Genomic DNA, 20,261 nt, shown 5'->3' with positions numbered 1-20,261 from the left:
TCGGAACGGCAGCAGCGACCGCAGCGGGGATTGCGCTCAGGCCGGGAGGCGGAAGAAAGCGCTGGCGGCGGCGGTGCTGCGGGCGGCGGTGACGGCGACGTCTTCGCTGCGGTCGCGGGCCAGCTCCTCGACGATGTGGGCCAGGTACATCGGCTCGTTGCGCCGGTGCGAGGGCGCCGGCTTGACCGTGCGCGGCAGCAGATAGGGCGCGTCGGTTTCGATCATCAATCGCTCGGCCGGAATGTGCTTGACCAGTTCGCGCAGGTGCAGGCCGCGGCGTTCGTCGCACAGCCAGCCGGTGATGCCGATGTGCCAGTCTTGGTCGAGGTAATCGAACAGCTCCTCGCGCGTGCCGGTGAAGCAATGCACCACCGCCGGGCCGAGCTTGCCGTCGAAGTTCTTCATCATCGCCATGAAGTCGGCGTGAGCGTCGCGCTGGTGCAGGAACAGCGGCTTGCCGGTGTCGACCGCGGTCTGCAACTGCATTTCGAACGCGCGCCGCTGCGCCGGGCGCGGCGAGAAATCGCGGAAATAGTCCAGCCCGCATTCGCCGACCGCGACCACCTCGTCGTGGGCCAGCAGGGCGCGCATTTCGGCGTCGCACTCGGCGGTGTACTCGACCGCGTGGTGCGGGTGCACGCCGGCGGTGGCGAACAATTCGCCCGGGTGCCGGCGGGCCAGCTCCAGCGCCTTGGGCGAGTGCTCGCGGCTGGCGCCGGTGATCACCATCCGCGCTACCCCGGCCTCGCGCGCGCGCTGCAGCACCGCCTCGCGGTCGTGGTCGAAGCTGTCGTGGGTGAGGTTGGCGCCGATGTCGATCAGTTGCATGGGGCGGGCACAGCGGGAACGGAGCAGCGCGCAGTGTAGAGGCTCGCCGCGCCCGACCCAACCCGGCGGCGTTGCGGCGCCGCGAGGCCGCCGGGTCCGACCGGAGCCGCATAGCGATCGCGTTCGCACCGACGACGTCCGCGCTTCGCCCGCGCCGATTCGCGGCCCACTTTCCTGCAGCCGCACTTTCACAGTCTGCGTTGCGCCCCGTTGTTGCGTAGAAGGCGCCATCCGGCCGCCAGAGGAAGCCCCCATGCGCATCGTCACCTTGCTGTTGGCCGCGGTCCTGGGCTGGGCCGTTCCCGGCCATGCCGAGCAGAGCGTCGCAGCGGCCGTACCGGCCAAGCCCAAGTTCGATTTCTCCGCCCAGCCCTTCGATGGCGGCAACGTCGGCAAGCTGTCGTGGAACATCCAGCTGCAGCGCACCGTGCCCGGTGCGGCCGAGTTCCATCTGACCAAGCCGCGCGGCGTGCTGCTGGCCGCCGGCGGCCTGAAGTCGACCGTGCCGGTGCTGGACCTGCCGGTGCTCGGCGTGCTCAAGGGGCGCTACGGCCTGACCGGCACGATCACGGTCGGCATGCAGACCCGGCCGATGAGCGTGCTGATCACGCCGAGCAAGCCCGACGAGCCGTGCCAGGACGCCAAAGAGAACACCTACGCCAATGCGGTGATCGTGGTGATCGGCGACGTCAAGAACCCGACCCATCTGCTGATGGGCTGCGGCGAGTTCGCGGACTAGCGCGACCGGCGCCGGCGGCTGCGCCATTCCGGGCGCCGCCGTCGGTCCGTATCCTTGCGCGGGTGAACAGTCCCGCCTTCCCGATCGATTCCCTGCTGCCGCAGATCCGCGCCAGCCTCGCCGAGCACCCGCGGCTGGTGCTGGAAGCGCCGCCCGGCGCCGGCAAGACCACCCAGGTGCCGCCGGCCCTGCTCGACGCGCCGTGGCTGGGCGGACGCAAGATCGTGATGTTGGAACCGCGCCGGGTCGCCGCCCGCGCCGCCGCGACCTTCATGGCCCGCCAGCGCGGCGAGGCCGCCGGCGACACCGTCGGCTACCGGATCCGCTTCGAAAACAAGGTCTCCGCGCGGACCCGGATCGAGGTCGTCACCGAAGGCATCCTGACCCGGATGATCCAGGACGACCCGACCCTGGACGGGGTCGGCGCGCTGCTGTTCGACGAGTTCCACGAGCGTCATCTCGCCGCCGACCTCGGCCTGGCCCTGGCCCTGGACGTGCAGGCCTCGCTGCGCGAGGACCTGCGCATCGTGGCGATGTCGGCCACCCTGGACGGCGAGCGGCTGGCGCAGTTCCTCGACGCGCCGCGGCTGAGCAGCGCCGGACGCAGCTATCCGGTGACGGTCGCCCACTACCCGGCGCGGCGCGAGGAAAAACTCGAACACCAGGTGCGGCGCGCGGTCGAGCAGGCCGCCGCGCAGCACCCCGGCGACGTGCTGGCGTTCCTGCCCGGCCAGCGCGAGATCGGCCGCGCCGACGCGGCCCTGGCCGGCAGCGAGGCCTTGCGCGGCATCGACGTGCTGAGCCTGCACGGCGAGTTGCCGGTCGAACAGCAAAGCCGGGTGCTGCAGGCCGATCCCGACGGCCGTCGCCGGGTGGTGCTGGCGACCAACGTCGCCGAGTCCAGCGTGACCCTGCCCGGGGTGCGGGTGGTGATCGACTCGGGCCTGGCGCGCGAACCGCGCTACGACCCCAACAGCGGTTTTTCGCGGCTGGACGTGGTCGCCATCGCCCAGGCCTCGGCCGACCAGCGCGCCGGCCGCGCCGGCCGCGTCGCCGAAGGCTGGGCCTACCGGCTGTGGCCGGAATCGCAGCGCCTGGAACCGCAGCGACGGCCGGAAATCGCCCAGGTCGAACTGGCCGGCCTGTGCCTGGAGCTGGCCGCCTGGGGCGACGCCGGCCTGCGCTTTCTCGATCCGCCGCCGGGCGGGGCGATGGCGGCGGCGCGCGAGCTGCTGCTGCGATTGGGCGCGCTGGAGGGCGCCGGCGCGAGCGCGACCGTCACCGCCTTCGGCCGGCGCATGCTCGCGCTCGGCACCCACCCGCGCCTGGCGGCGATGCTGCTGGCGCCGAGCGACGCGCGCGAACGCGCCCTGGCCTGCGATCTGGCGGCCTTGATCGAAGCGCGCGATCCGCTGCGCAGCGGCGGCGACGCGTTGGCCGCGCGCTGGCAGGCGCTGGCCGCGTTCCGCGCCGGCCGCGCGCCGGCCGACGCCTCGCGCGCGGCCCTGGCCGCGCTGGACCAGGCGGCCAAGCAATGGCGCCGCCGCCTGCGCGTCGACGCCGCGCCGCCGGCTTCGGTGCCGGCGCACGCATTGGGCGATCTGCTGCTGCACGCGTTTCCCGACCGGATCGCGCGCCAGCACCCCAGCGATCCCTACCGCTACCAGCTCGCCAACGGCCGCAGCGCGCGCCTGTTCGACGACAGCGCGGTGTACGGCGAGCCCTGGCTGGTGATCGCCGAGTTGCGCGACGACCCGCGCGACGCGCGCATCCTGCGCGCTGCGCCGCTGGACGAAGCGCGGCTGGAACGGGAATTTCCGCAGCGTTTCGTCAGCGAGGACCGGGTGGTCTGGGACGCCGCCGCGCGCGGCATCGCCGCGGTGCGCGAGCGCCGCTACGACCGCATCGTGCTCGACAGCCGTCCGCTGGCGCGGCCGGATCCGTCGCGTTACGCCGATGCCCTGGTCGACGCGGTGCGCCAGCTCGGCCTGCAGGCGTTGCCGTGGACCGAGTCGTTGCAGCAATGGCGTGCGCGCATGCGCTGCCTGCGCGCGTGGATGCCGGAGTTGGCCGAAGGCGAGCAGGGCTTGCCGGATCTGTCCGACGCGGCCTTGCTCGACGGCCTGGAGCGCTGGTTGAAACCGGCGTTGAGCGGCAAGACGCGGCTGGACGCGCTCGACGAGGCCGGCTTCGGCGAAGCCCTGCGCTCGCTCGCCGACTGGTCGTGGCGGCAGCGGCTGGAGGCGCTGGCGCCGACCCGGATCGTGGTGCCCTCGGGCATGGAGCGGCGGATCGAGTACGCCTACGACGACGAGGCCGACAGCGGCCGCGGCGACGGCAGCCGCGGCGCGGCGCAGCCGCCGGTGCTCGCGGTCAAGCTGCAGGAACTGTTCGGCCTGGCCGACACCCCGCGCATCGCCGACGGCCGAGTGCCGCTGACCCTGCACCTGCTGTCGCCGGCGGGACGGCCGCTGCAGGTCACCCAGGACTTGCGCGGTTTTTGGGAGCGCACTTATCCGGAGGTGAAAAAGGAAATGAAGGGGCGCTACCCCAAGCACCCCTGGCCGGACGATCCCTGGACCGCCACCGCGACCCATCGCGCCAAGCCGCGCGGCACCTGACCGCCGCGGGCGCAGACGGCTGTCGTGCGTCGGGTCCGGCGCTTATCATCCAGCGCGGTCGTCGCGCGTCGCCGGCGCGGCCTGGACCGCGCGCGGCGGCGGCCCGGCATTCAGCCGCGAGCCGGGACCGGCGCGGTTGCGCTCACAGAATTTCAACGGCATCGCATCGACACTGATCCCCTTTCCCTCATCACAGGACTGCAACGATGAGCAAATTCGAATCCCTGCCCGACCGCGCCATGGAATTGGTCCACGCGCTCAGCGCCAACCTCAAGGACGCCGCGCCGAAGGCCGGCCAGTGGCTGGAAACCGGCGCCAAGCTCGGCGCGCTCAAGGCCGGTGCGCGCACCGCCGGCGGCTTCGTGCGCCGCAACCCGGTGATCGCGGTGGCCGCGGTCGCCGGCGCCGGCCTGCTCTGGTACGCGGCCGCGCGGCGCAAGGCGCGCAAGCAGGCCGAGGGCGATCCGATCGAAGGCAGCGCGCGCCGCATCGATGCGCGTCGCGCCGAGCCCGGCAGCGGCCGGCGCCGCAGCGCGCAGCGCAACGGCGAAGAATCGGCCGAGTAAGCGCGCCCCCGCTTCTTCTGCGCGCCTTCTGCACGCCGCAGGCCGGTCGATCCCCGCTGCTCCGTCGCCCTCGTCGGGGGGAGCGCGGGGCTCCCGGCCTGCGGTCGTCGCAGGATGAGGCGAACGCAATGATCGAAGCCCGGGCAACCGGGCTTTGTGTTTTCGGGGCTCCGGATGGCTGCGTGGTATTTCGCCGCTGCGGATGTCGCGGCTCATGACCGGAGGAAATCCCGGTGGGATGCCGCTCCTACAGGGAGCGGCAGCGCGGGCGGCGCTTACTTGGCCGCTTCCGGCAACTCGATGATGAAGCGCGAGCCGCCGTTGCGGCGCTCCTCGTACCACAGCTGGCCGCCGGCATTGACCACGATCTGCTTGGCCAGCGACAGGCCCAGGCCGCTGGACAGGCCGTCGTCGAGCGCTTCGTCGTGCAGGCGCACGAAGGGCTTGAACAGTTCGCGCTGGCGCGCCAGCGGAATGCCCGGGCCGCGATCGGCGACGATCAGCTGCCAGAAGCCGGGCGCGCTGTTGCGCGCGGCCAGCAGCAACTCGCTATTGGGCGCGTACTTCATCGCGTTGGTGACCAGGTTCTCGCTGACCTGGCGCAACACCCGCGCGTCCATCGCCACCAGCGCCGCGCAGTTGGCCGCCGGCGGCACCACCTGGATCCGGATGCCGCGCGCGTCGAGCTGCATCTCGTAGCGCCGCACCAGCCACTCCAGGGTCTCGCCGAGGTCGGCGCGGCCCTGCGCGCCGGCCTGGTCGCGGGTGCCGGCCTGGCTTTCCAGGTAGTGGCGGATGTAGCCCAGCGCATCGTCGGCGCTCTCGTGGATCATCTGCAGATAGCGCGGCACGCGCTCGGGCTTGCAGCCGTCGTGCAGCAGCAGGTCGCTGGCGAACAGCACGCTGGTCAGCGGGTTCTTCAGATCGTGCGCGACCAGGTTGACCAGCTCCTCGCGCTCGCGCGCGACCCGTTCCAGGCGGTCGCGGGTGAGTTTCAGGCCGACGTGGGCGTTGACCCGCGCCAGCAGTTCCTCGGGCAGGAAGGGTTTGGTGACGTAATCGACCACGCCGGCGTCGAAAGCGCGCAGCAACAGGTCGCGGTCATGGGCGGCGGTGACGAACACCACCGGCACGCGCAGCGGCGAATCGGCGCGCAGCGCGGCCATGACCTCGAAGCCGTCCATGCCCGGCATCATCACGTCGAGCAGGATCAGGTCCGGCGGCGACTGCGCGTACAGGCGCAGCGCTTCGTCGCCGGTGGCGGCGGCGATCACTTCGTAACCCTGGCGCGAAAGCAGCGCGGTGACCACGCGCAGGTTGGCGGCTTGGTCGTCGACGACGAGGATCCGGCCGGTGGATGTCGCGGCAGTGCTCATTACGTCCGAAAATCCCCAGGAGCGGGTTTTTCACGTGGAATTCGCATAAATGAACCCGCGTGAGCGTTCCGAAAGTTAACAGAAACCCAATGCCAAAGGCGGAGTTGCGGGCGAAAAAAATGAACCGTTCACTCCGCCGGCGCGACCAAACGCCGCAGCCGGCACGTCCGGTTTGCGACCCGGGTATCGCGGCGGCTTTTGCGGCGGCGCATCATGGCCGTTCTTCGATTAAGGAATCCGCAATGCGCCTGCGCCCGCTCGGCCGTTCGCCCCTCGCCGTCGCCCCGATCGCGTTCGGCGGCAACGTGTTCGGCTGGAGCGCCGATGCCGCGACCAGCTTCGCCCTGCTCGACGCATTCAGCGAGGCCGGCTTCAACCTGGTCGACACCGCCGACATGTATTCGTCCTGGGCGCCCGGCCACGCCGGCGGCGAATCGGAAAGCCTGATCGGACAGTGGCTGGCGCAGGGCGGCGGCCGTCGCGAGCGGCTGCTGATCGCGACCAAGGTCGGCAAGTGGGGCCCGCGCCGCGGCCTGGCGCCGGACAACATCCGCGCCGCGGCGGAGGAATCGCTGCGCCGCCTGCGGGTGGAGACCATCGACCTCTACCAGGCCCACGAGGACGACCCCTCGGTGCCGCTGGAGGACAGCCTGGGCGCGTTTGCGCGCCTGATCGAACAAGGCAAGGTGCGCGCGATCGGCGCCTCCAACTACAGCGCGGCGCGCCTGGCCCAGGCCCTGGACCTGGCCGAACGCCACGGCCTGCCGCGCTACGAGACCCTGCAGCCGGACTACAACCTCGCCGATCGCGCCGGTTACGAAGCCGGCTTGGAGCCGCTGGCGCGCCAGCGCGGGCTCGGCGTGCTCAATTACTACGCCCTGGCCGGCGGTTTCCTGACCGGCAAATACCGCAGCCGCGCCGACCTGGACAAGAGTCGGGTCCGTGCCGGCAAGGTCGAGCGCTATCTCGACCCGCGCGGCCTGCGCATTCTCGCCGCGCTCGACCAGGTCGCCGCCGGCCACGCCGCGACCCCGGCCCAGATCGCCCTGGCCTGGCTGCTGGCGCGGCCCTCGATCAGCGCGCCGATCGCCAGCGCGACCAGCGTCGCCCAGTTGCGCGAACTGCTGGCCGCCGCGCAGCTGCGGCTGAGCGCCGAGGAGATCGCCGCGCTGGACGCGGCGGGCGCGCCGGCATGAGCGCATCGGCCACGCCGCTGGCCGAGCCTGGCGACGCCGCGGCCCGGGCGCGCCGGGTCGGCATCGCCCTGGCCGCGACCGGCGCGGTGCTGTTCTCGGCCAAGGCCATCCTGGCCAAGCTGCAGTACCGCTACGGGGTCGACTCGCTGGACGTGCTGGCGCTGCGGATGAGCCTGTCGCTGCCGCTGTTCCTCGCCCTGGGCCTGCGCGAAACCCGCCGCGCCAAGGCCCGCGGCGCGTTGCCGACCCGGCGCGACCTGGGCCTGATCGCGGTGCTCGGCGTGCTCGGCTATTACCTGTCCAGCCTGCTCGACTTCTGGGGCCTGGAGTACGTGCCGGTGTCGCTGGAACGGCTGATCCTGTTCCTCAACCCGACGATCGTCCTGCTGATCGGCTTGTTCGCCTACGGCCGCAAGGTCGCCGCGCGCGAGTGGGTCGCGCTGGCGGTCTGCTACGCCGGGGTGACCCTGGTGATGGTCGAGAACCTGCGCGTGGAGGGCGACCACGTCCTGCTCGGCAGCGCCCTGGTGCTGGGTGCGGCGGTCAGTTACGCGCTGTACCTGGCGATGTCGGGCGAACTGGTGAAACGGCTGGGCTCGCTGCAACTGGTGGCCTGCGCGATGGTGGTGTCGACCGCGGCGACGATGATCCATTACCTGCTCGCGCGCGACGCCTCGGCGCTGTTCGGCCTGCCCTGGCAGGTCTACGCCTTCGCCGCCGCCAACGCGCTGTTCTGCACCTTCCTGCCGGTGACCTTCACCATGGCCGCGGTGAGCCGGCTCGGCGCCGGCAGCGCAGCCCAGTTCTCGGTGATCGGGCCGGTATCGCTGGTGTTCCTTGGCGCCTGGGTGCTGGGCGAGCGGATCACCGCGATCCAGCTGATCGGCACCGCGGTGGTGCTGGGCGGGGTGGTGCTGGTGTCGCGGCCGGGCGCCAACTCGGTGCCGATCGAGCGCAAGTGAGTCGCAACGGCGCATGCGCGCGGCGCGGCGGTCATACTGCTGCGCCGTCCCCACCACTGCGCGCATGCAACGGATCCTGCTGCTGATCGCCCTCGCCGCCGCCGGCGGCTTCGTTTACCTGCACTTCGCCGCGCCCGCGCGCGAGGACTACCGCATTGCCGAGATCGAGCAGCGGCCGATCCCGAAGGCGGTCCTGATCGAGTTGTGGCGCGACACCGCGCTGGGGCAGTGCGAGCGCGCGCCGGAGCGTTACAAGCTCGCGCCGCAGGCCTGCCGCGATATCGTCGGCGGACGTCATCCGGCCTGCGCCGCGCGCGCGGCGGCAGGCGCGCCGGAACTCATCGCCAGCAAGCAGGCCTCGCGCCGGATCGCCCGGCCCTACCTGGACTGCGTGTTGCCGTACCCGCATTGCCGCGGGATCGAGGTGCGCTCGATGGAGCAAGCGCGGCAGCATTGCCGCGATTGAGCCGAGCCGCGCGCCGTCGCGCTCAGCAGGCCCGCCACTGCCCCGGCGCGAGCCCGTCCAGGCGTTGGCCGCCGATCGCGACCCGCACCAGGCGCAGGGTCGGCAGGCCGACCGCGGCGGTCATCCGCCGCACCTGGCGATTGCGGCCTTCGCGCAGGGTGATCGCCAGCCAGGCGTCGGGCACGGTCTTGCGGAACCGCACCGGCGGATCGCGCGGCCACAGCGCCGGCGTATCCAGGCGTTCGACCTGGGCCGGCAGGGTGCGGCCGTCGTTGAGTTCGACGCCGCAGCGCAGCGCCTGCAGTTGGTCTTCGCCGGGATCGCCTTCGACCTGGACCCAATAGACCTTGGGCTGCTTGTGGCGCGGGTCGGTGAGGCGGTGCGCCAGGCCGCCGTCGTCGGTCAGCAGCAACAGGCCTTCGCTGTCGTGGTCCAGGCGCCCGGCGGCGTACACGCCGGGCGGCAGGCCGTAGCCGGCCAGGGTCGGCCGCGGCGGCTGGCTGCGGTCGGTGAACTGGCACAGCACGCCATAGGGTTTGTTGAACGCGATCAGCACGGAGCGACCTGGGACATCGCGCCGGCGGCGGCTCGGGCCGCCGCCGGCGTCGCGATCAGCGCGGCTTGCGGAAACGCAGGGTCATGCGGTCGCTTTCGCCGATCGCCTGGTACTTGGCGGCGTCGGCCGCGTCGTGACGGCTCACCGGCGGCAGGGTCCACACGCCGTTGGGGTGGTCCTTGCTATCGCGCGGGTTGGCGTTGACCTCGCTCTTGGCCTCGAGCTTGAAGCCGGCCGCCTCGGCCAGGGCGATCACCTGGGCCTGGCCGACGTAGCCGCTCTTGTCGTCGGCCGGCACGTCGCCCTTGGCGCGGTGCTCGACCACGCCGAGCGTGCCGCCCGGCTTGAGCACGTCGAAGAAGCCCTTGAACATCACCTCGGCCTGGCCGGCGCTGCGCCAGTTGTGCACGTTGCGGAAGGTCAGCACCGCGTCGGCCGATTCCGGCGCGCCGAACGCCGGCTTGTAGCTGTCGTAGGCGGCGAACGCGGCCTTGTCGTACTGCGCCGGGCCGGCGGCGAACTTGGCTTCCAGGTTCTTCTTGGCGTTGGCGTAGTACTTGCGCGAGTCGGCGCTGGACTGGGTGTCGGGGTCGACGATCGCGGCGACGTAGCGGCCGCGTTCGCGCAGATAAGGCGCGAGGATCTCCGAGTACCAGCCGCCGCCCGGGGTGATCTCGATGACGGTCTGGTCGGGGCGCACGCCGAAGAACTGCAGCGTTTCCAGCGGATGGCGGGCGCCGTCGCGGGCGACGTTCTTGGGGTCGCGCCAGCTGCCGGCGACGGCGGCCTTGAGCGCGGCGCTGGCGGCCGGTTCGGCGGCGGCCGTCGCCTTGGGGGAGGCGGCGTCGGCCTTGGCCGGCTTCTGGGCGTGGGCGAGCAGGCTCAGGCCGGGCAGCAGCGCGGCCAACAGCAACAGGCGGGCGGGGCGGTTACGTTCCATGCAACGGACTCCGGGGCAACGGGAAAGGGCGCCAGCCTACCGCAAGCCTTCCGACACCGGGTACCGCAGTGCCGCAAACGCGCCGGCGCGCGCCGCGCTCAACGGCGCTTGCGTGCGGCTTTCGCCGGTGCCGCGGCGAGCGCGGCAGGGGGCGCCGCGCCGCGCTGGGCCAGGTCCGAGTCCATCGCCGCGACGTAGTCGCGCGCCTGTTCGTGCAGCCAGCTGCGGAAGGCTTCCAGGCCGGCGTGGTCGACCGAGCGCTCCGGATACACCAGGTAATGGCCCCAATCGATCTTGAGCCGGCCCTGGCTGAGCGGGATCAGCTGGCCGTTCTGGATCAGCAGGCGGGTGCGCGCCAACCGGCCCAGGGCCACGCCCAGGCCTTCGACCGCGGCGCGGTGCATGGTCTCGGAGTCGTCGAAGTGGGCGACGAAGCGGTTCGGCCGCTTGCCGCCGTAGCGGTCGAACCAGTCCTGCCAATAGGTCGACAGATCGCCGAGCAGGGGCCAGCGGTGCAGGTCCTCCTGCGCCGGCAGGCCGCCCATGCGTTCGACCAGGGCCGGGCTGGCCACCGGCACCAGGGTCTCGTCGAACAGATGCTCGATCACCAGCCCCGGCCAGCGCCCGTAGCCGCCGCGCATGGCCGCGTCGATGCCGGGCTCGCGGTCGAAGTCGACCAGGGCCGAGGTCGAGAACAGGTTCAGTTCCAGCTGCGGATGGCGGGCGACGAAGCCGCCCAGCCGCGGCACCAGCCAGGACGAGGCCATCGAGGCCATCAGGCTCAGGGTCAGCACGTCGTTGCGGCGCGGGCTGTAGGGGCGCAGGGCGTGGTCGAGCGCGTCCAGGTGCGGCGCCACCACCGACAGCAGCCGGTCGCCGTCCGGGGTCAGCCGCACCCCGCGCGGGCCGCGTTCGAACAGGCGCCGGCCGAGCCGGTCTTCGAGGGTGCGGATCTGGTGGCTGAGCGCGCTGACCGTGAGGTTCATGGTCTCGGCCGCACGGGTCAGATTGCCCAGCCGGGCGGCGGTGGCGAAGCCCAGCAGGGCGTGCAGCGGGGGGCGGTTCATCTTGAGCACCCTTCAAGTCTGGCTTGCAAACGGCGCGCTTTTTCGCCGTACGGGGCGAGCGTACCTTGCGAATCACTCAATTGGCCAGTGCGCGACGGGGTGTCGCGACGGCCCTGGACCGGGAGTCCGACCATGAATGTCTACAAGAACCTGATGTTCCTGCACGGCCACTTCGTCGACCCGCGCGATGCCGACGACGAGGCCGTCGCCGCCGCGCCGGCCCCGGCGCCGCAGGTCGCGGCCAAGGCCGCCGCCGCGCCGCGCTGGTGGTCCGCTTTCGCCCGCACCCCGGAAAGCGCGCAGCGCGCCGACGGCTGCGGCGATGCGCATGGGTGCGCTTGAGGCTGGTTGGACGGAGAAGAGCTAGAGCAAGAGCAAATCCCCCCCTCCCGTCCGGCCAGCGGGCATAGCCTGCTGGCGTTCGATCGTGCGCGAACCTGCGGTTCGCAAGCGCACGCTCTCATCCTTTTTCAAAGGGGGGAACAGCAAAAGCGGTGACGTAGTGCTCCCGTCACCGTCACCGTCACCGTCATTGTCATTGCCGTCGCCGTCGCCGTCGCCGTCGCAGCGGTCATCGTCGTTCTTCGGCGGTGGATTTCTCGTTCGGCCGAGCGCGTTGGATTGCCCCCTTTGACAAAGGGGGCCAGCGCCCGGCGCGGGCACGAAGTCGGGCGGCGGCCGGCAGCGCGGGGGATTTGCTGTTCCCGCCGACGCCCGCGCAGCATCCCGACCGCCGCTAAGGCAACCGCCGCTCCGACGGATACGGCGCGATGTCGTTGATCCGGCCGTGCACCAGCCCCTCCTGCACCTGCTGCCACCACTCGACCCGGAAAATGTCCGCGTGCGCGTGCATCAGCGCGCCCAGCAACGGCGGCGACAGGCCCAGGAAACGCGGGAACTGGGCCGGGAACACGTCCTGCCCGGCGGCGTAGAACCAGGCCCCGGCCTCCATTTCCTCTTCGTGGTTGCGCGGCTGCGGTACGTGGCGGAAGCGGCAGTCGGTGACCAGGCACAGTTCGTCGTAGTCGTAGAACACCGCGCGGCCGTGGCGCGAGACGCCGAAGTTCTTCAACAGCAGGTCGCCGGGGAAGATGTTGCTCAGCGCCAGGTCGCGGATCGCCTGGCCGTAGTCGATCACCGCCGCGCGCGCGGCCTCCGGAGTCTGCTCGCGCACGTACAGATTGAGCGGGCGCAGCCGGCGTTCGACGTAGCACAGGTGCACGACCAGGTCGTCGCCGTCCAGGCTGATGCCGCTGGCGCAGGTGCTCAGCAGCTCGTCGAGCAGGTCGGGCGCGAAGCGCGCGCGCGGGAAGCGCAGGAACCGGAACGGCTGCGCGTCGACCAGGCGGCCGACGCGGTCGTGCTTGAACACCAGCGCGTACTTGGCCTCGACGTCCTCGCGCGCGACCTCCTTCGGGTAAGCGAAGCGGTCGCGGATCAGTTTGAACACCAGCGGATAGCTGGGCAGGGTGAACACCGCCATGACCATGCCGCGCTCGCCCTCGGCGCGGATCAGGCGCTCGCCAGGCTGGGCGGCGAACTGGCGGAAGAAGGTGCGGTAGCGCTCGGTCTTGCCCTGCTTGGCCCGGCCGAGCACGGTGTACAGCTCGTCGATGGGTTTACCCGGCAGCAGGGTGCGCAGGAACACCACCGCATCGCCGACCGTGGCCAGGTCGGCATGGAAATAGCTGCGCGAATAGCTGAACAACTGCACCACTTCGCTGCGCAGGGTCAGCACCGCGTCGACCCGCAGCGCGCCGCCGTCGTTGACCAGGGCGATCACGCAGGGCGAGAACGCGCGCTCGCCGAACACCCGCCCGACCAGGTAGGCGCGGCGCTCGCGGTAGAACACCGTGTCCAGCAGCTCGACCGCGCGCACCGGGTGCGGGCCCCAGTGCTGCAGGTCTTCCTGCAGCCGCACCGCGATCCCGGCCGCGCAGCGGGTGCGGTGCGCGTAGGGCACCGCGAAGGGATAGTCGCCGAGCACGCGCACGAAGGTGTCGACCAGCCGCTCCTCCGACACCGCGTAGCTGTGACGCGCGACCGGATGGGTGATGGCGTCGGTCGGCTCGATGTCGAGGGCGACGAACTCGATCGCCGCGTCGACGCCGCGGGTCTTGAAGAAGCGCCGGGTCAGGGTGTTGAAGAAGGTCTTGTACAGCTCGCCGTCCAGCAACGGCGCGACCGCCTCGGCGTAGGCGGCGTGCACCGCAGACCACAGCGCCCGGTCGCGATCGCGTTCGCCCAGCCGCGCCTCCAGTGCGTCGCTGGCTTCGGCGATGCAGCGGTCGTACAGCTCGATGCGCTCGACCGCGTCGTCGCGCGCGCCGCTCCAGTCGCTGCGCTCGAACCGGCCTTTGGCACGGCGGGTGATCGCGGCGAAGCGGGCATGGTAATCGGCGAAGGCGTCGCGGATCTGGCCAGCGACGGCAGCGGCTTCGGCGGCGTGGGCGGCGCGTACGGAGGAGGCCATGCCGCAGTGTAAGACGACGGCGCGTCGGCTGTGGCATGCTCGCCGCCGCCGTAATTCCTTTCCGATGAAACTTTCAGGTGACCGCATGACGTTCAGGACATGGATGCCCACCGCCGCCTTGTTGGCCGCGACCCTGTTGCCGCGCGCCGCCAGCGCCGGCGACCAGACCTCGGTGCTGCAGTACACCGGCCGGGTCGGCGAACGCGCGGTGACGATGTACCTCAAGGACGAGCCGGCCCCCTGCGGCGGCACGGCGCGCCTGATCACCGCCGCTTATCGTTACGACGGCGTGTCGCAATGGCTGGAGCTGCGGGTCAGCAACGACGACCGCGGGCACTTGGCCATGGTCGAATCCGGCCTCGCGGCCGGGGTCAGCGGCGCGCTGATGTTGGTGCGCGACGGCTCGGTGCTGAAAGGCAAGTGGATCAGCCCCGACGGCGAGCGCCTGCTGCCGGCGCGGTTCGATCAGGCGCCGACCTCGGCCAAGAAGCGCGAGGAGATCGAAGACACGCTGGAAAAAGTGCACTACGAGAACGACGACTGCTGAGGATCTGCGTTAGCCGGGCAGCATTAGCCGGGCAGCAGAAGAGCCTGTGACGATTGCTGTTGCTGTTGCTGTTGTGGTTGCCGTTGCCGTTGCTGTGAAAAGCTTGGCGCGGTTTCGATCTCGCGAGAACGCCCTGAAGCCCCGAAGGGCGGCCCGCAGGGATGCGGGCCGTGCGCAGCCAGGCCAGGGATGGCCTGTGCGGAGCAGCCCTGCGCAAACCTCGTCCCATAGTGGCTCTTGATTCGAAACAGCCATGGCGTTTTCTTTGGTTACTTTCTTTGTCGCCTTGGACAAAGAAAGTGACCCGGCCGCTTGCGGACGGAAGCTTTGCTTTGAGCTTTGAAGCTTTAGAAGCCTTCGAACGACAGACGCCGCGAGACCGCAAGAGCGCGGTCGCGGCTTGCGCCGCTCCTACAGGGGGCGCAGGACAAAGACGTGGCGAGATTGGGGCGATGGTTTCGAGTTTCGATCGCTGACCTCGGCCTTGGATTTTCTGCACGTCCCTTGGTCGCGGCTTATGACCGAAGGAAATCCCTGTGGGACGCCGCTCCTACAAAGGCGTGGGACAAAGACGCGGCGAGATTGAAGGATGGCAGTCGCGGCTCGCGCCGCTCCTACCCCTGCGCAGGGTGGGTCATCGCTCCGGCGCTCGGTGGAGGGCGTCGATGCCTGCATCGGCCGCCGCCGGCTTCGCGGCCCCGCCGCGTAGCTCCAACGCCACCGCCACCGCCACGCAAGCCGCGATCCACGGCCACTGCGGCAGGAAGAAGCCGAAGGTCGGCTCCCACAGCCCCCAGGTGTTGCCGTAGAAGCGGGCGTAGTCGGTGAGATTGGCGTGCAGCGCCAGCAACAGCGACGCGGCCGATATCGCGGCCGCCAGCCAGCGATCGTAGCCGCGCGGCCCGCGCCGGCGCTGGCGCCAACCCAGCAACAGCGACCCCGGCAGCAGGGTCGCCACCATCAACACCAGGCTCAGCAGGGCCAGTTCGCCGAGAAATACCGACGGGGTCAGGATCCGCACCCAGGCCGCGTCGAACTCGTCGACCACGTCCGGCCACAGCGCGCCCGCCGGGACCACGACGCTGGCGGCCAGGTACCACAGGCAACGCAGCAACAAGCGGCTCATGCCCGATCCCGCAACAGCGCGCGCAAGGCCTCGCGGGTGTAGAAGCGGGTGGCGCTCAACGCCGGCGCCTGCGCCGCGATCGCCTCGTCGAAACGCAGTTCCGGTCCATAGACCAGGCCGTCGACCCCGCCGAGCCGGGTCAGGCGCTTGAGCACGAACAAGCGATAGCCGCGGCCGACGTAGGCCAGGCTGCCGCCGTCGCTGAGCATCGGCGCGTCCGCCTCCAACACCGCGTGGCGCGGCGCGCGGCCGGCCTGCGCGCGCTGGAAATCCTCGGCCGCCTCGACCAGGCTGCGGCGTAATTCGGGGGCGAAGGCGAGCGGATCCAGCCCGGCGTAGGGGCCGTCGGCGGCGAACGCCGCGGCGTAGGGATCGGTGGGGTCGGCGGTCATGGCATCCGGTCCAGGACGTTCGGCGGCCGGCGCGGACGGCCTCGGGGTTGCCGCGCAACTGTCAGAAATTCGATGCCATCCTCGGAACGAACGGAGTACCATCCGCCCGACGGTGCATGGACGCTGCTGGCGCCGATTGGAACGGCCGGCCTTCCGGTCGGGGGAATCCAGTCGTCGACCGCGTCTTGTGCGCTCGGAACCGGGATCGTCGTGTCCCGCAACGCAGCAGACAAGAGCCACAGACATGGTACAGAAAATCATCATCGGCATTCTGGCGACGGCCCTGGTCGCGGTCTGCTCGATTTGGGGCTACACCGAATGGCAGAAGCGTCAGGTCGCCGTGCCTGCGGCGGCTGTCGCGCCCGCACCGGTCAAGCCGCCGGAACCGGTCAAGACCGAGACCGAACTGGCGCCGACCGCGGCCGAAGTACCGGCGGCGGAGAAGGCCGACGGCACCCACTTCACCTACCAGTACATCTCGCCGCGCAACCCCGAGTTGCTGGCCATGTACAACATGGCGCGCGAGATCGACGTGCTCAAGCAACTGCCGGAGATCAAACAGCTCGACGGCTGGCTGACCCTGCCGCGGCCGATCAACTTCATCGCCGCCGAATGCGGCACGACCAACGCCTTCTACGCCAAGGACAAGGGCGACATCGTGCTGTGCTACGAGATGCTCGAGCTGCTGGTGCGCCAGGGCGGGGCGATGGCCCAGGCCAGCGGCGGCGGCACCCGCGATCAGCTCGAGTACCTGATGGCGAACCTGCGCTTCCTGATGCTGCACGAGACCGGCCACGCCCTGGTCGACATGCTCGACCTGCCCTCGACCGGGCGCGAGGAAGACGCGGTCGACCAGCTCGCTACCACCCTGATGCTGTCGCTGGTCAGCGCCGACGAGTCGCAGGGCGACATCGCCCAGAAGCTGCAGCTGGCGTCGAACTTCTTCCTGATGACCGACGACGGCAACCACGACATGGCGACCTACGCCGACGAGCATTCGGTCGGCGCGCAGCGCTTCTTCAACCTGCAGTGCATGATCTACGGCAACAACCCCGGCAAGTACCTGCGCATCGTCACCAGCGGCCGCCTGCCGGAAGCGCGCGCGCTGCGTTGCGAAGAGGAGAGCAAGCAGATCACCCGCAGCTGGATGCGCCTGATCGAGCCGAACATCGCGCCCAAGCACCGGCTGACCCGCGAGGAAGAAGCGGCCAAGATCGCCGAGATCCAGCAGAAGCAGGTCGAGAACAGCCAGGCGCCGTACATGCGCTGAGCGCGACCGGGCGCTAGCCTCGCGCCGCTTGTGTAGGAGCGGCGTGAGCCGCGACAACCGAAGCGATGTACGCGAGCGAGGCAACCGAAGCCCTGACCTGCGCGCCTTGAGCGACCGGGCTTCGGAAATGCCGCGTTGTTCGCCGCTTCGGTTGTCGCGGCTCACGCCGCTCCTACAGGAGCTGGCGGCGGCTCAGGGACCGTGGCCGTCGGGCATCAGCAGGACCAGCGGCTCGCAGGCCAGCGCGTCGCAGCCCCATTCGCGCACCGCGTCGCCGTCGCGCCAGACCGCGGTGGCGGCGGCGTTGATCGAGAACGTCCACTCGCGGCCGTCGGCGCGCAGGCGGCCGCCGATCGTGCACGGCAGCCAATAGAAGTCGTGGTACTCGCCCTCGCGCAGCGCGTGGCCGGCGGCGAAGAACGCGGCCACCTGGCGTTTGCTCAGGCGCCAGTCGCGGCAGGCCGGTTGCAGCGCGGCGTCGCGCCCGGCGGGGTCGTGGAAGACGGCCGCCTCGACCTGCAGCACCTCGATCGCGCCGGCCTGGGACGAGGCCGGCGGGGCGTGCGCGCAGCCCGCGGCCAGCAGCGCCGACGCGGCGGCCAGCGTCGCCTGCCGCCATGCCGTCGCCGCCCAGCGGACGCGCCGGTCCGCAACGCGGTGGAATGCTTCGCTCATCGGCCGTCCTTCGCCTTCGCGCCGGCGGATGCGCCGGCCTTGGGCATGGTAACGGCAGTCAGGGCCGCAAAAAAAACACGGGGCGCCGAAGCGCCCCGTGCCGGTGTCGCGATGCGCGTCGCGCGCCTCAGAGATGCTTGATGATCTCGTCGGCGAACTCCGAGCACTTGACCTCGGTCGCGCCGTCCATCAGGCGGGCGAAATCGTAGGTCACGCGCTTGCTGCCGATGGCCTTGTCCATCGCGGCGATGATCGCGTCGGCCGCTTCGGTCCAGCCCAGGTAGCGCAGCATCATTTCGCCCGACAGGATCACCGAGCCCGGGTTGACCTTGTCCAGGTCGGCGTACTTCGGCGCGGTGCCGTGGGTCGCTTCGAACACGGCGTGGCCGGTCACGTAGTTGATGTTCGCGCCCGGCGCGATGCCGATGCCGCCGACCTGCGCGGCGAGCGCGTCGGACAGATAGTCGCCGTTGAGGTTCAGGGTCGCCGAGACGTCGTACTCGCGCGGACGCAGCAGGATCTGCTGCAGGAAGGCGTCGGCGATCGCGTCCTTGATGACCAGGCCCGCACCCGGCTTGCCTTCCGGAATCACGTGCCAGGGGCCGCCGTCGAGTTCGACCGCGCCGAAGAAGTCGCGCGCCACCTGGTAGCCCCAGTCACGGAAGCCGCCTTCGGTGAACTTCATGATGTTGCCCTTGTGGACCAGGGTCACCGACTTGCGCTTGTTCTCGATCGCGTAGGCGATGGCGCTGTGCACCAGGCGCTCGGTGCCCAGGCGGCTGACCGGCTTGATGCCGATGCCGACTTCGACCGGCAGCTCGCGCGCCGGGGCGCCGATGGCCTGCAGTTCCTTCAGCCACGCCGCGTTCTTCTCGGCGGTGCCGAAACGGATCTTGTCGGCCGCCTGCGGGAATTCCTTGCTCAGGAAGTCGAGCACCTTCTGCGCGTCGGCGCTGCCGCCGGCCCATTCGATGCCGGCGTAGATGTCCTCGGTGTTCTCGCGGAAGATCACCATGTCGACGTCGCCGGGCTTCTTCACCGGCGAGGGCACGCCTTCGAACCAGCGCACCGGGCGCAGGCAGACGTACAGGTCGAGCATCTGGCGCAGCGCCACGTTGAGCGAGCGGATGCCGCCGCCGACCGGCGTGGTCAGCGGGCCCTTGATGCTGACCAGGTAGTCGCGGCAGGCCTGCACGGTGCCGTCGGGCAGCCAGGTGCCGTAAGTGTTGTTGGCCTTCTCGCCGGCATAGACCTCCATCCACTCGATCTTCTTCTGGCCGCCGTAAGCTTTGGCGACCGCCGCATCGAGCACGCGCACGGAGGCGCGCCAGATGTCCGGGCCGGTGCCGTCGCCTTCGATGAACGGGATGATCGGGCGATCCGGCACGTTGAGGCCGGTCGGGGTCTTGGTGATCTTGGCGCCGCCTGCAGGCGGCGTCGCTACGAACTCGGTCATTACGATCTCCAGTGGGGCCGCCGTGCGCGTGCGCATGGACGGTGCAGGGTGCCTGCGGGTCGCGGTGGCGAGCCGACCCGGCCGGCCATTGTCGCGGTTCGGGCCGGACGAGGCAAAGCGCGCGGCTGTGCGCGAGCCGGCCGCGTCGCGGAACGCCCCGTTGCGTGCAAGCCGCTGCCGTTGATCGGGCGGCTCGCGCCGGGCGCCGGATCCCGGCTCCGCGGCCGTCGCTTTGATGGATACTCTGGGCCGCACCGTCGCCGCCGGCCCCAGCGCCGCGGGCGGACAGCGACAGGAGGTCTGCCGACATGCAGCTCATGCTCTATCCCGATGGCCAGCGCATCCACCCCGGCGACCGGGTCCGCATCGCCGACCGCTACCGCGGCACGGTGGTGGCGTGCATCGATACCGGCCGCTATCTGGACGGCTACGAGCAGTGGCTGTATCTGGGCGAAGGCATCATGGTCGACACCGACTTCGGCGGCCTGATCCATTACCTCGACGCCGACGAGCTGCAGCTGCTGCGGCGCATTACCCACTGAGCGACCCGCGCCGAGCGATCGCGGACGAATCCGCACGCGCCGGGCGAGGCGGGCGAACGCCGCGGCGGCGCGGCGGCGCGCTGCTCAGGCCGCGGCGGGCGGCCAATCCGCCGGCGTCAGCGGCGCCAGGCCGTGGGCGATCCGCGCCTTGTCGCATTGCGGGCTGGCCGCGCCCTGCTCCCAGGCCGGCTGTAGCTCGTGGCAGGGCGAGGGCCGCAGCGCGTAGATGCCGCAATGCGCATCGCGGCCGACCTCGCCGCGCAGTTGCAGGCAGCGCACGTTCGGGCCGCCGTAAGTGCCGCGCATGACCACGCGATGCGGATCCAGCGTTTCGGTCAGCGCGCTCGGGGTGATCCCGTCCGCATGCGCGTCGGTTTCGCTCCAATGGAAGGCGACGCGGAAGTGAGCGCAGCAGGCGCCGCAGCTCAGGCACGGATGGGTGGACATACGCCGAGGGGCGACC

General features: G+C 70.8%; 21 protein-coding genes. 10 read left to right on the top strand and 11 right to left on the bottom strand.

What is annotated here, in order from left to right; translation table 11 throughout:
* Positions 1-36: 36 nt before the first annotated feature.
* A complete protein-coding gene (locus K4L06_RS06605; RefSeq protein WP_221670646.1) occupies positions 37-828 on the bottom strand; it encodes a TatD family hydrolase in 792 nt (263 codons plus the stop codon).
* Between the two features lie 253 nt (positions 829-1,081).
* On the opposite strand from K4L06_RS06605, the gene K4L06_RS06600 reads away from it, so the two are divergent.
* The 3 genes from K4L06_RS06600 to K4L06_RS06590 all read left to right on the top strand — a co-directional run bounded on the left by K4L06_RS06600 (position 1,082) and on the right by K4L06_RS06590 (position 4,754).
* On the top strand, positions 1,082-1,567 hold the full coding sequence (locus K4L06_RS06600) for a hypothetical protein (RefSeq protein WP_221670645.1): 486 nt from the start codon (positions 1,082-1,084) through the stop codon (positions 1,565-1,567).
* Positions 1,568-1,629: 62 nt separating this feature from the next.
* Entirely contained in the window at positions 1,630-4,188 is a 2,559-nt protein-coding gene (gene hrpB / locus K4L06_RS06595; protein ID WP_221670644.1) for an ATP-dependent helicase HrpB, read from the top strand.
* A 206-nt stretch (positions 4,189-4,394) separates the two neighbouring features.
* A complete protein-coding gene (locus K4L06_RS06590; protein WP_221670643.1) occupies positions 4,395-4,754 on the top strand; it encodes a hypothetical protein in 360 nt (119 codons plus the stop codon).
* 275 nt (positions 4,755-5,029) lie between these two features.
* On the opposite strand, the gene K4L06_RS06585 is transcribed toward K4L06_RS06590, so the two are convergent.
* The gene (locus K4L06_RS06585) at positions 5,030-6,130 is read right to left on the bottom strand and encodes a hybrid sensor histidine kinase/response regulator (RefSeq protein ID WP_221670642.1); all 1,101 of its coding nucleotides are present in this window, start codon (positions 6,128-6,130) and stop codon (positions 5,030-5,032) included.
* A gap of 242 nt (positions 6,131-6,372) precedes the next feature.
* Here K4L06_RS06585 and K4L06_RS06580 point away from each other — a divergent pair, with 242 nt between their 5' ends.
* From K4L06_RS06580 to K4L06_RS06570, 3 genes are all read left to right on the top strand, one after another.
* On the top strand, positions 6,373-7,326 hold the full coding sequence (locus tag K4L06_RS06580) for an aldo/keto reductase (protein ID WP_221670641.1): 954 nt from the start codon (positions 6,373-6,375) through the stop codon (positions 7,324-7,326).
* The gene (locus K4L06_RS06575; RefSeq protein WP_221670640.1) at positions 7,323-8,288 is read left to right on the top strand and encodes a DMT family transporter; all 966 of its coding nucleotides are present in this window, start codon (positions 7,323-7,325) and stop codon (positions 8,286-8,288) included. Before K4L06_RS06580 ends, K4L06_RS06575 begins: the two co-directional genes overlap by 4 nt.
* A gap of 64 nt (positions 8,289-8,352) precedes the next feature.
* Positions 8,353-8,754, top strand: a complete 402-nt coding sequence (locus K4L06_RS06570; protein WP_221670639.1) for a hypothetical protein — start codon at positions 8,353-8,355, stop codon at positions 8,752-8,754.
* A gap of 22 nt (positions 8,755-8,776) precedes the next feature.
* On the opposite strand, the gene K4L06_RS06565 is transcribed toward K4L06_RS06570, so the two are convergent.
* From K4L06_RS06565 to K4L06_RS06555, 3 genes are all read right to left on the bottom strand, one after another.
* On the bottom strand, positions 8,777-9,310 hold the full coding sequence (locus K4L06_RS06565) for a pseudouridine synthase (RefSeq protein ID WP_221670638.1): 534 nt from the start codon (positions 9,308-9,310) through the stop codon (positions 8,777-8,779).
* Between the two features lie 55 nt (positions 9,311-9,365).
* On the bottom strand, positions 9,366-10,196 hold the full coding sequence (locus K4L06_RS06560) for a methyltransferase (RefSeq protein WP_343225811.1): 831 nt from the start codon (positions 10,194-10,196) through the stop codon (positions 9,366-9,368).
* A 152-nt stretch (positions 10,197-10,348) separates the two neighbouring features.
* Entirely contained in the window at positions 10,349-11,317 is a 969-nt protein-coding gene (locus tag K4L06_RS06555) for a LysR substrate-binding domain-containing protein (RefSeq protein ID WP_221670637.1), read from the bottom strand.
* Positions 11,318-11,449: 132 nt separating this feature from the next.
* On the opposite strand from K4L06_RS06555, the gene K4L06_RS06550 reads away from it, so the two are divergent.
* Entirely contained in the window at positions 11,450-11,659 is a 210-nt protein-coding gene (locus K4L06_RS06550; protein WP_221670636.1) for a hypothetical protein, read from the top strand.
* Between the two features lie 394 nt (positions 11,660-12,053).
* On the opposite strand, the gene aceK is transcribed toward K4L06_RS06550, so the two are convergent.
* Positions 12,054-13,790 (bottom strand): bifunctional isocitrate dehydrogenase kinase/phosphatase, encoded by a 1,737-nt coding sequence (gene aceK / locus K4L06_RS06545; RefSeq protein ID WP_221670635.1) that lies wholly within the window; start codon positions 13,788-13,790, stop codon positions 12,054-12,056.
* Between the two features lie 85 nt (positions 13,791-13,875).
* On the opposite strand from aceK, the gene K4L06_RS06540 reads away from it, so the two are divergent.
* On the top strand, positions 13,876-14,337 hold the full coding sequence (locus tag K4L06_RS06540; protein ID WP_221670634.1) for a hypothetical protein: 462 nt from the start codon (positions 13,876-13,878) through the stop codon (positions 14,335-14,337).
* Between the two features lie 634 nt (positions 14,338-14,971).
* Here K4L06_RS06540 and K4L06_RS06535 read toward each other — a convergent pair.
* Both K4L06_RS06535 and K4L06_RS06530 read right to left on the bottom strand, forming a co-directional pair.
* A complete protein-coding gene (locus K4L06_RS06535; RefSeq protein WP_221670633.1) occupies positions 14,972-15,463 on the bottom strand; it encodes a hypothetical protein in 492 nt (163 codons plus the stop codon).
* Positions 15,460-15,855, bottom strand: coding sequence for a hypothetical protein (locus K4L06_RS06530; protein WP_221670632.1), 396 nt, complete (start codon positions 15,853-15,855; stop codon positions 15,460-15,462). Before K4L06_RS06530 ends, K4L06_RS06535 begins: the two co-directional genes overlap by 4 nt.
* Before the next feature lie 244 nt (positions 15,856-16,099).
* On the opposite strand from K4L06_RS06530, the gene K4L06_RS06525 reads away from it, so the two are divergent.
* The gene (locus tag K4L06_RS06525; RefSeq protein ID WP_221670631.1) at positions 16,100-17,125 is read left to right on the top strand and encodes a DUF4344 domain-containing metallopeptidase; all 1,026 of its coding nucleotides are present in this window, start codon (positions 16,100-16,102) and stop codon (positions 17,123-17,125) included.
* 192 nt (positions 17,126-17,317) lie between these two features.
* On the opposite strand, the gene K4L06_RS06520 is transcribed toward K4L06_RS06525, so the two are convergent.
* The gene (locus K4L06_RS06520) at positions 17,318-17,800 is read right to left on the bottom strand and encodes a hypothetical protein (protein WP_221670630.1); all 483 of its coding nucleotides are present in this window, start codon (positions 17,798-17,800) and stop codon (positions 17,318-17,320) included.
* Positions 17,801-17,927: 127 nt separating this feature from the next.
* Positions 17,928-19,256: an isocitrate dehydrogenase (NADP(+)) gene (gene icd / locus K4L06_RS06515; RefSeq protein WP_221670629.1), complete on the bottom strand. Its 1,329-nt coding sequence runs from the start codon at positions 19,254-19,256 to the stop codon at positions 17,928-17,930.
* A gap of 308 nt (positions 19,257-19,564) precedes the next feature.
* Between icd and K4L06_RS06510 the strand changes: the two genes are divergently transcribed.
* Positions 19,565-19,798 carry a hypothetical protein gene (locus K4L06_RS06510; RefSeq protein ID WP_255595001.1) on the top strand — a complete coding sequence of 78 codons (234 nt, stop codon included), beginning with the start codon at positions 19,565-19,567 and terminating at the stop codon, positions 19,796-19,798.
* An 84-nt stretch (positions 19,799-19,882) separates the two neighbouring features.
* Here K4L06_RS06510 and K4L06_RS06505 read toward each other — a convergent pair whose 3' ends face one another.
* Positions 19,883-20,245 carry a YkgJ family cysteine cluster protein gene (locus K4L06_RS06505; RefSeq protein WP_221670628.1) on the bottom strand — a complete coding sequence of 121 codons (363 nt, stop codon included), beginning with the start codon at positions 20,243-20,245 and terminating at the stop codon, positions 19,883-19,885.
* Positions 20,246-20,261: the final 16 nt, after the last annotated feature.

Source organism: Lysobacter sp. BMK333-48F3, from assembly GCF_019733395.1.
Classification (GTDB): domain Bacteria; phylum Pseudomonadota; class Gammaproteobacteria; order Xanthomonadales; family Xanthomonadaceae; genus Lysobacter.
This window is presented reverse-complemented; position numbering and strand designations above follow the sequence as displayed.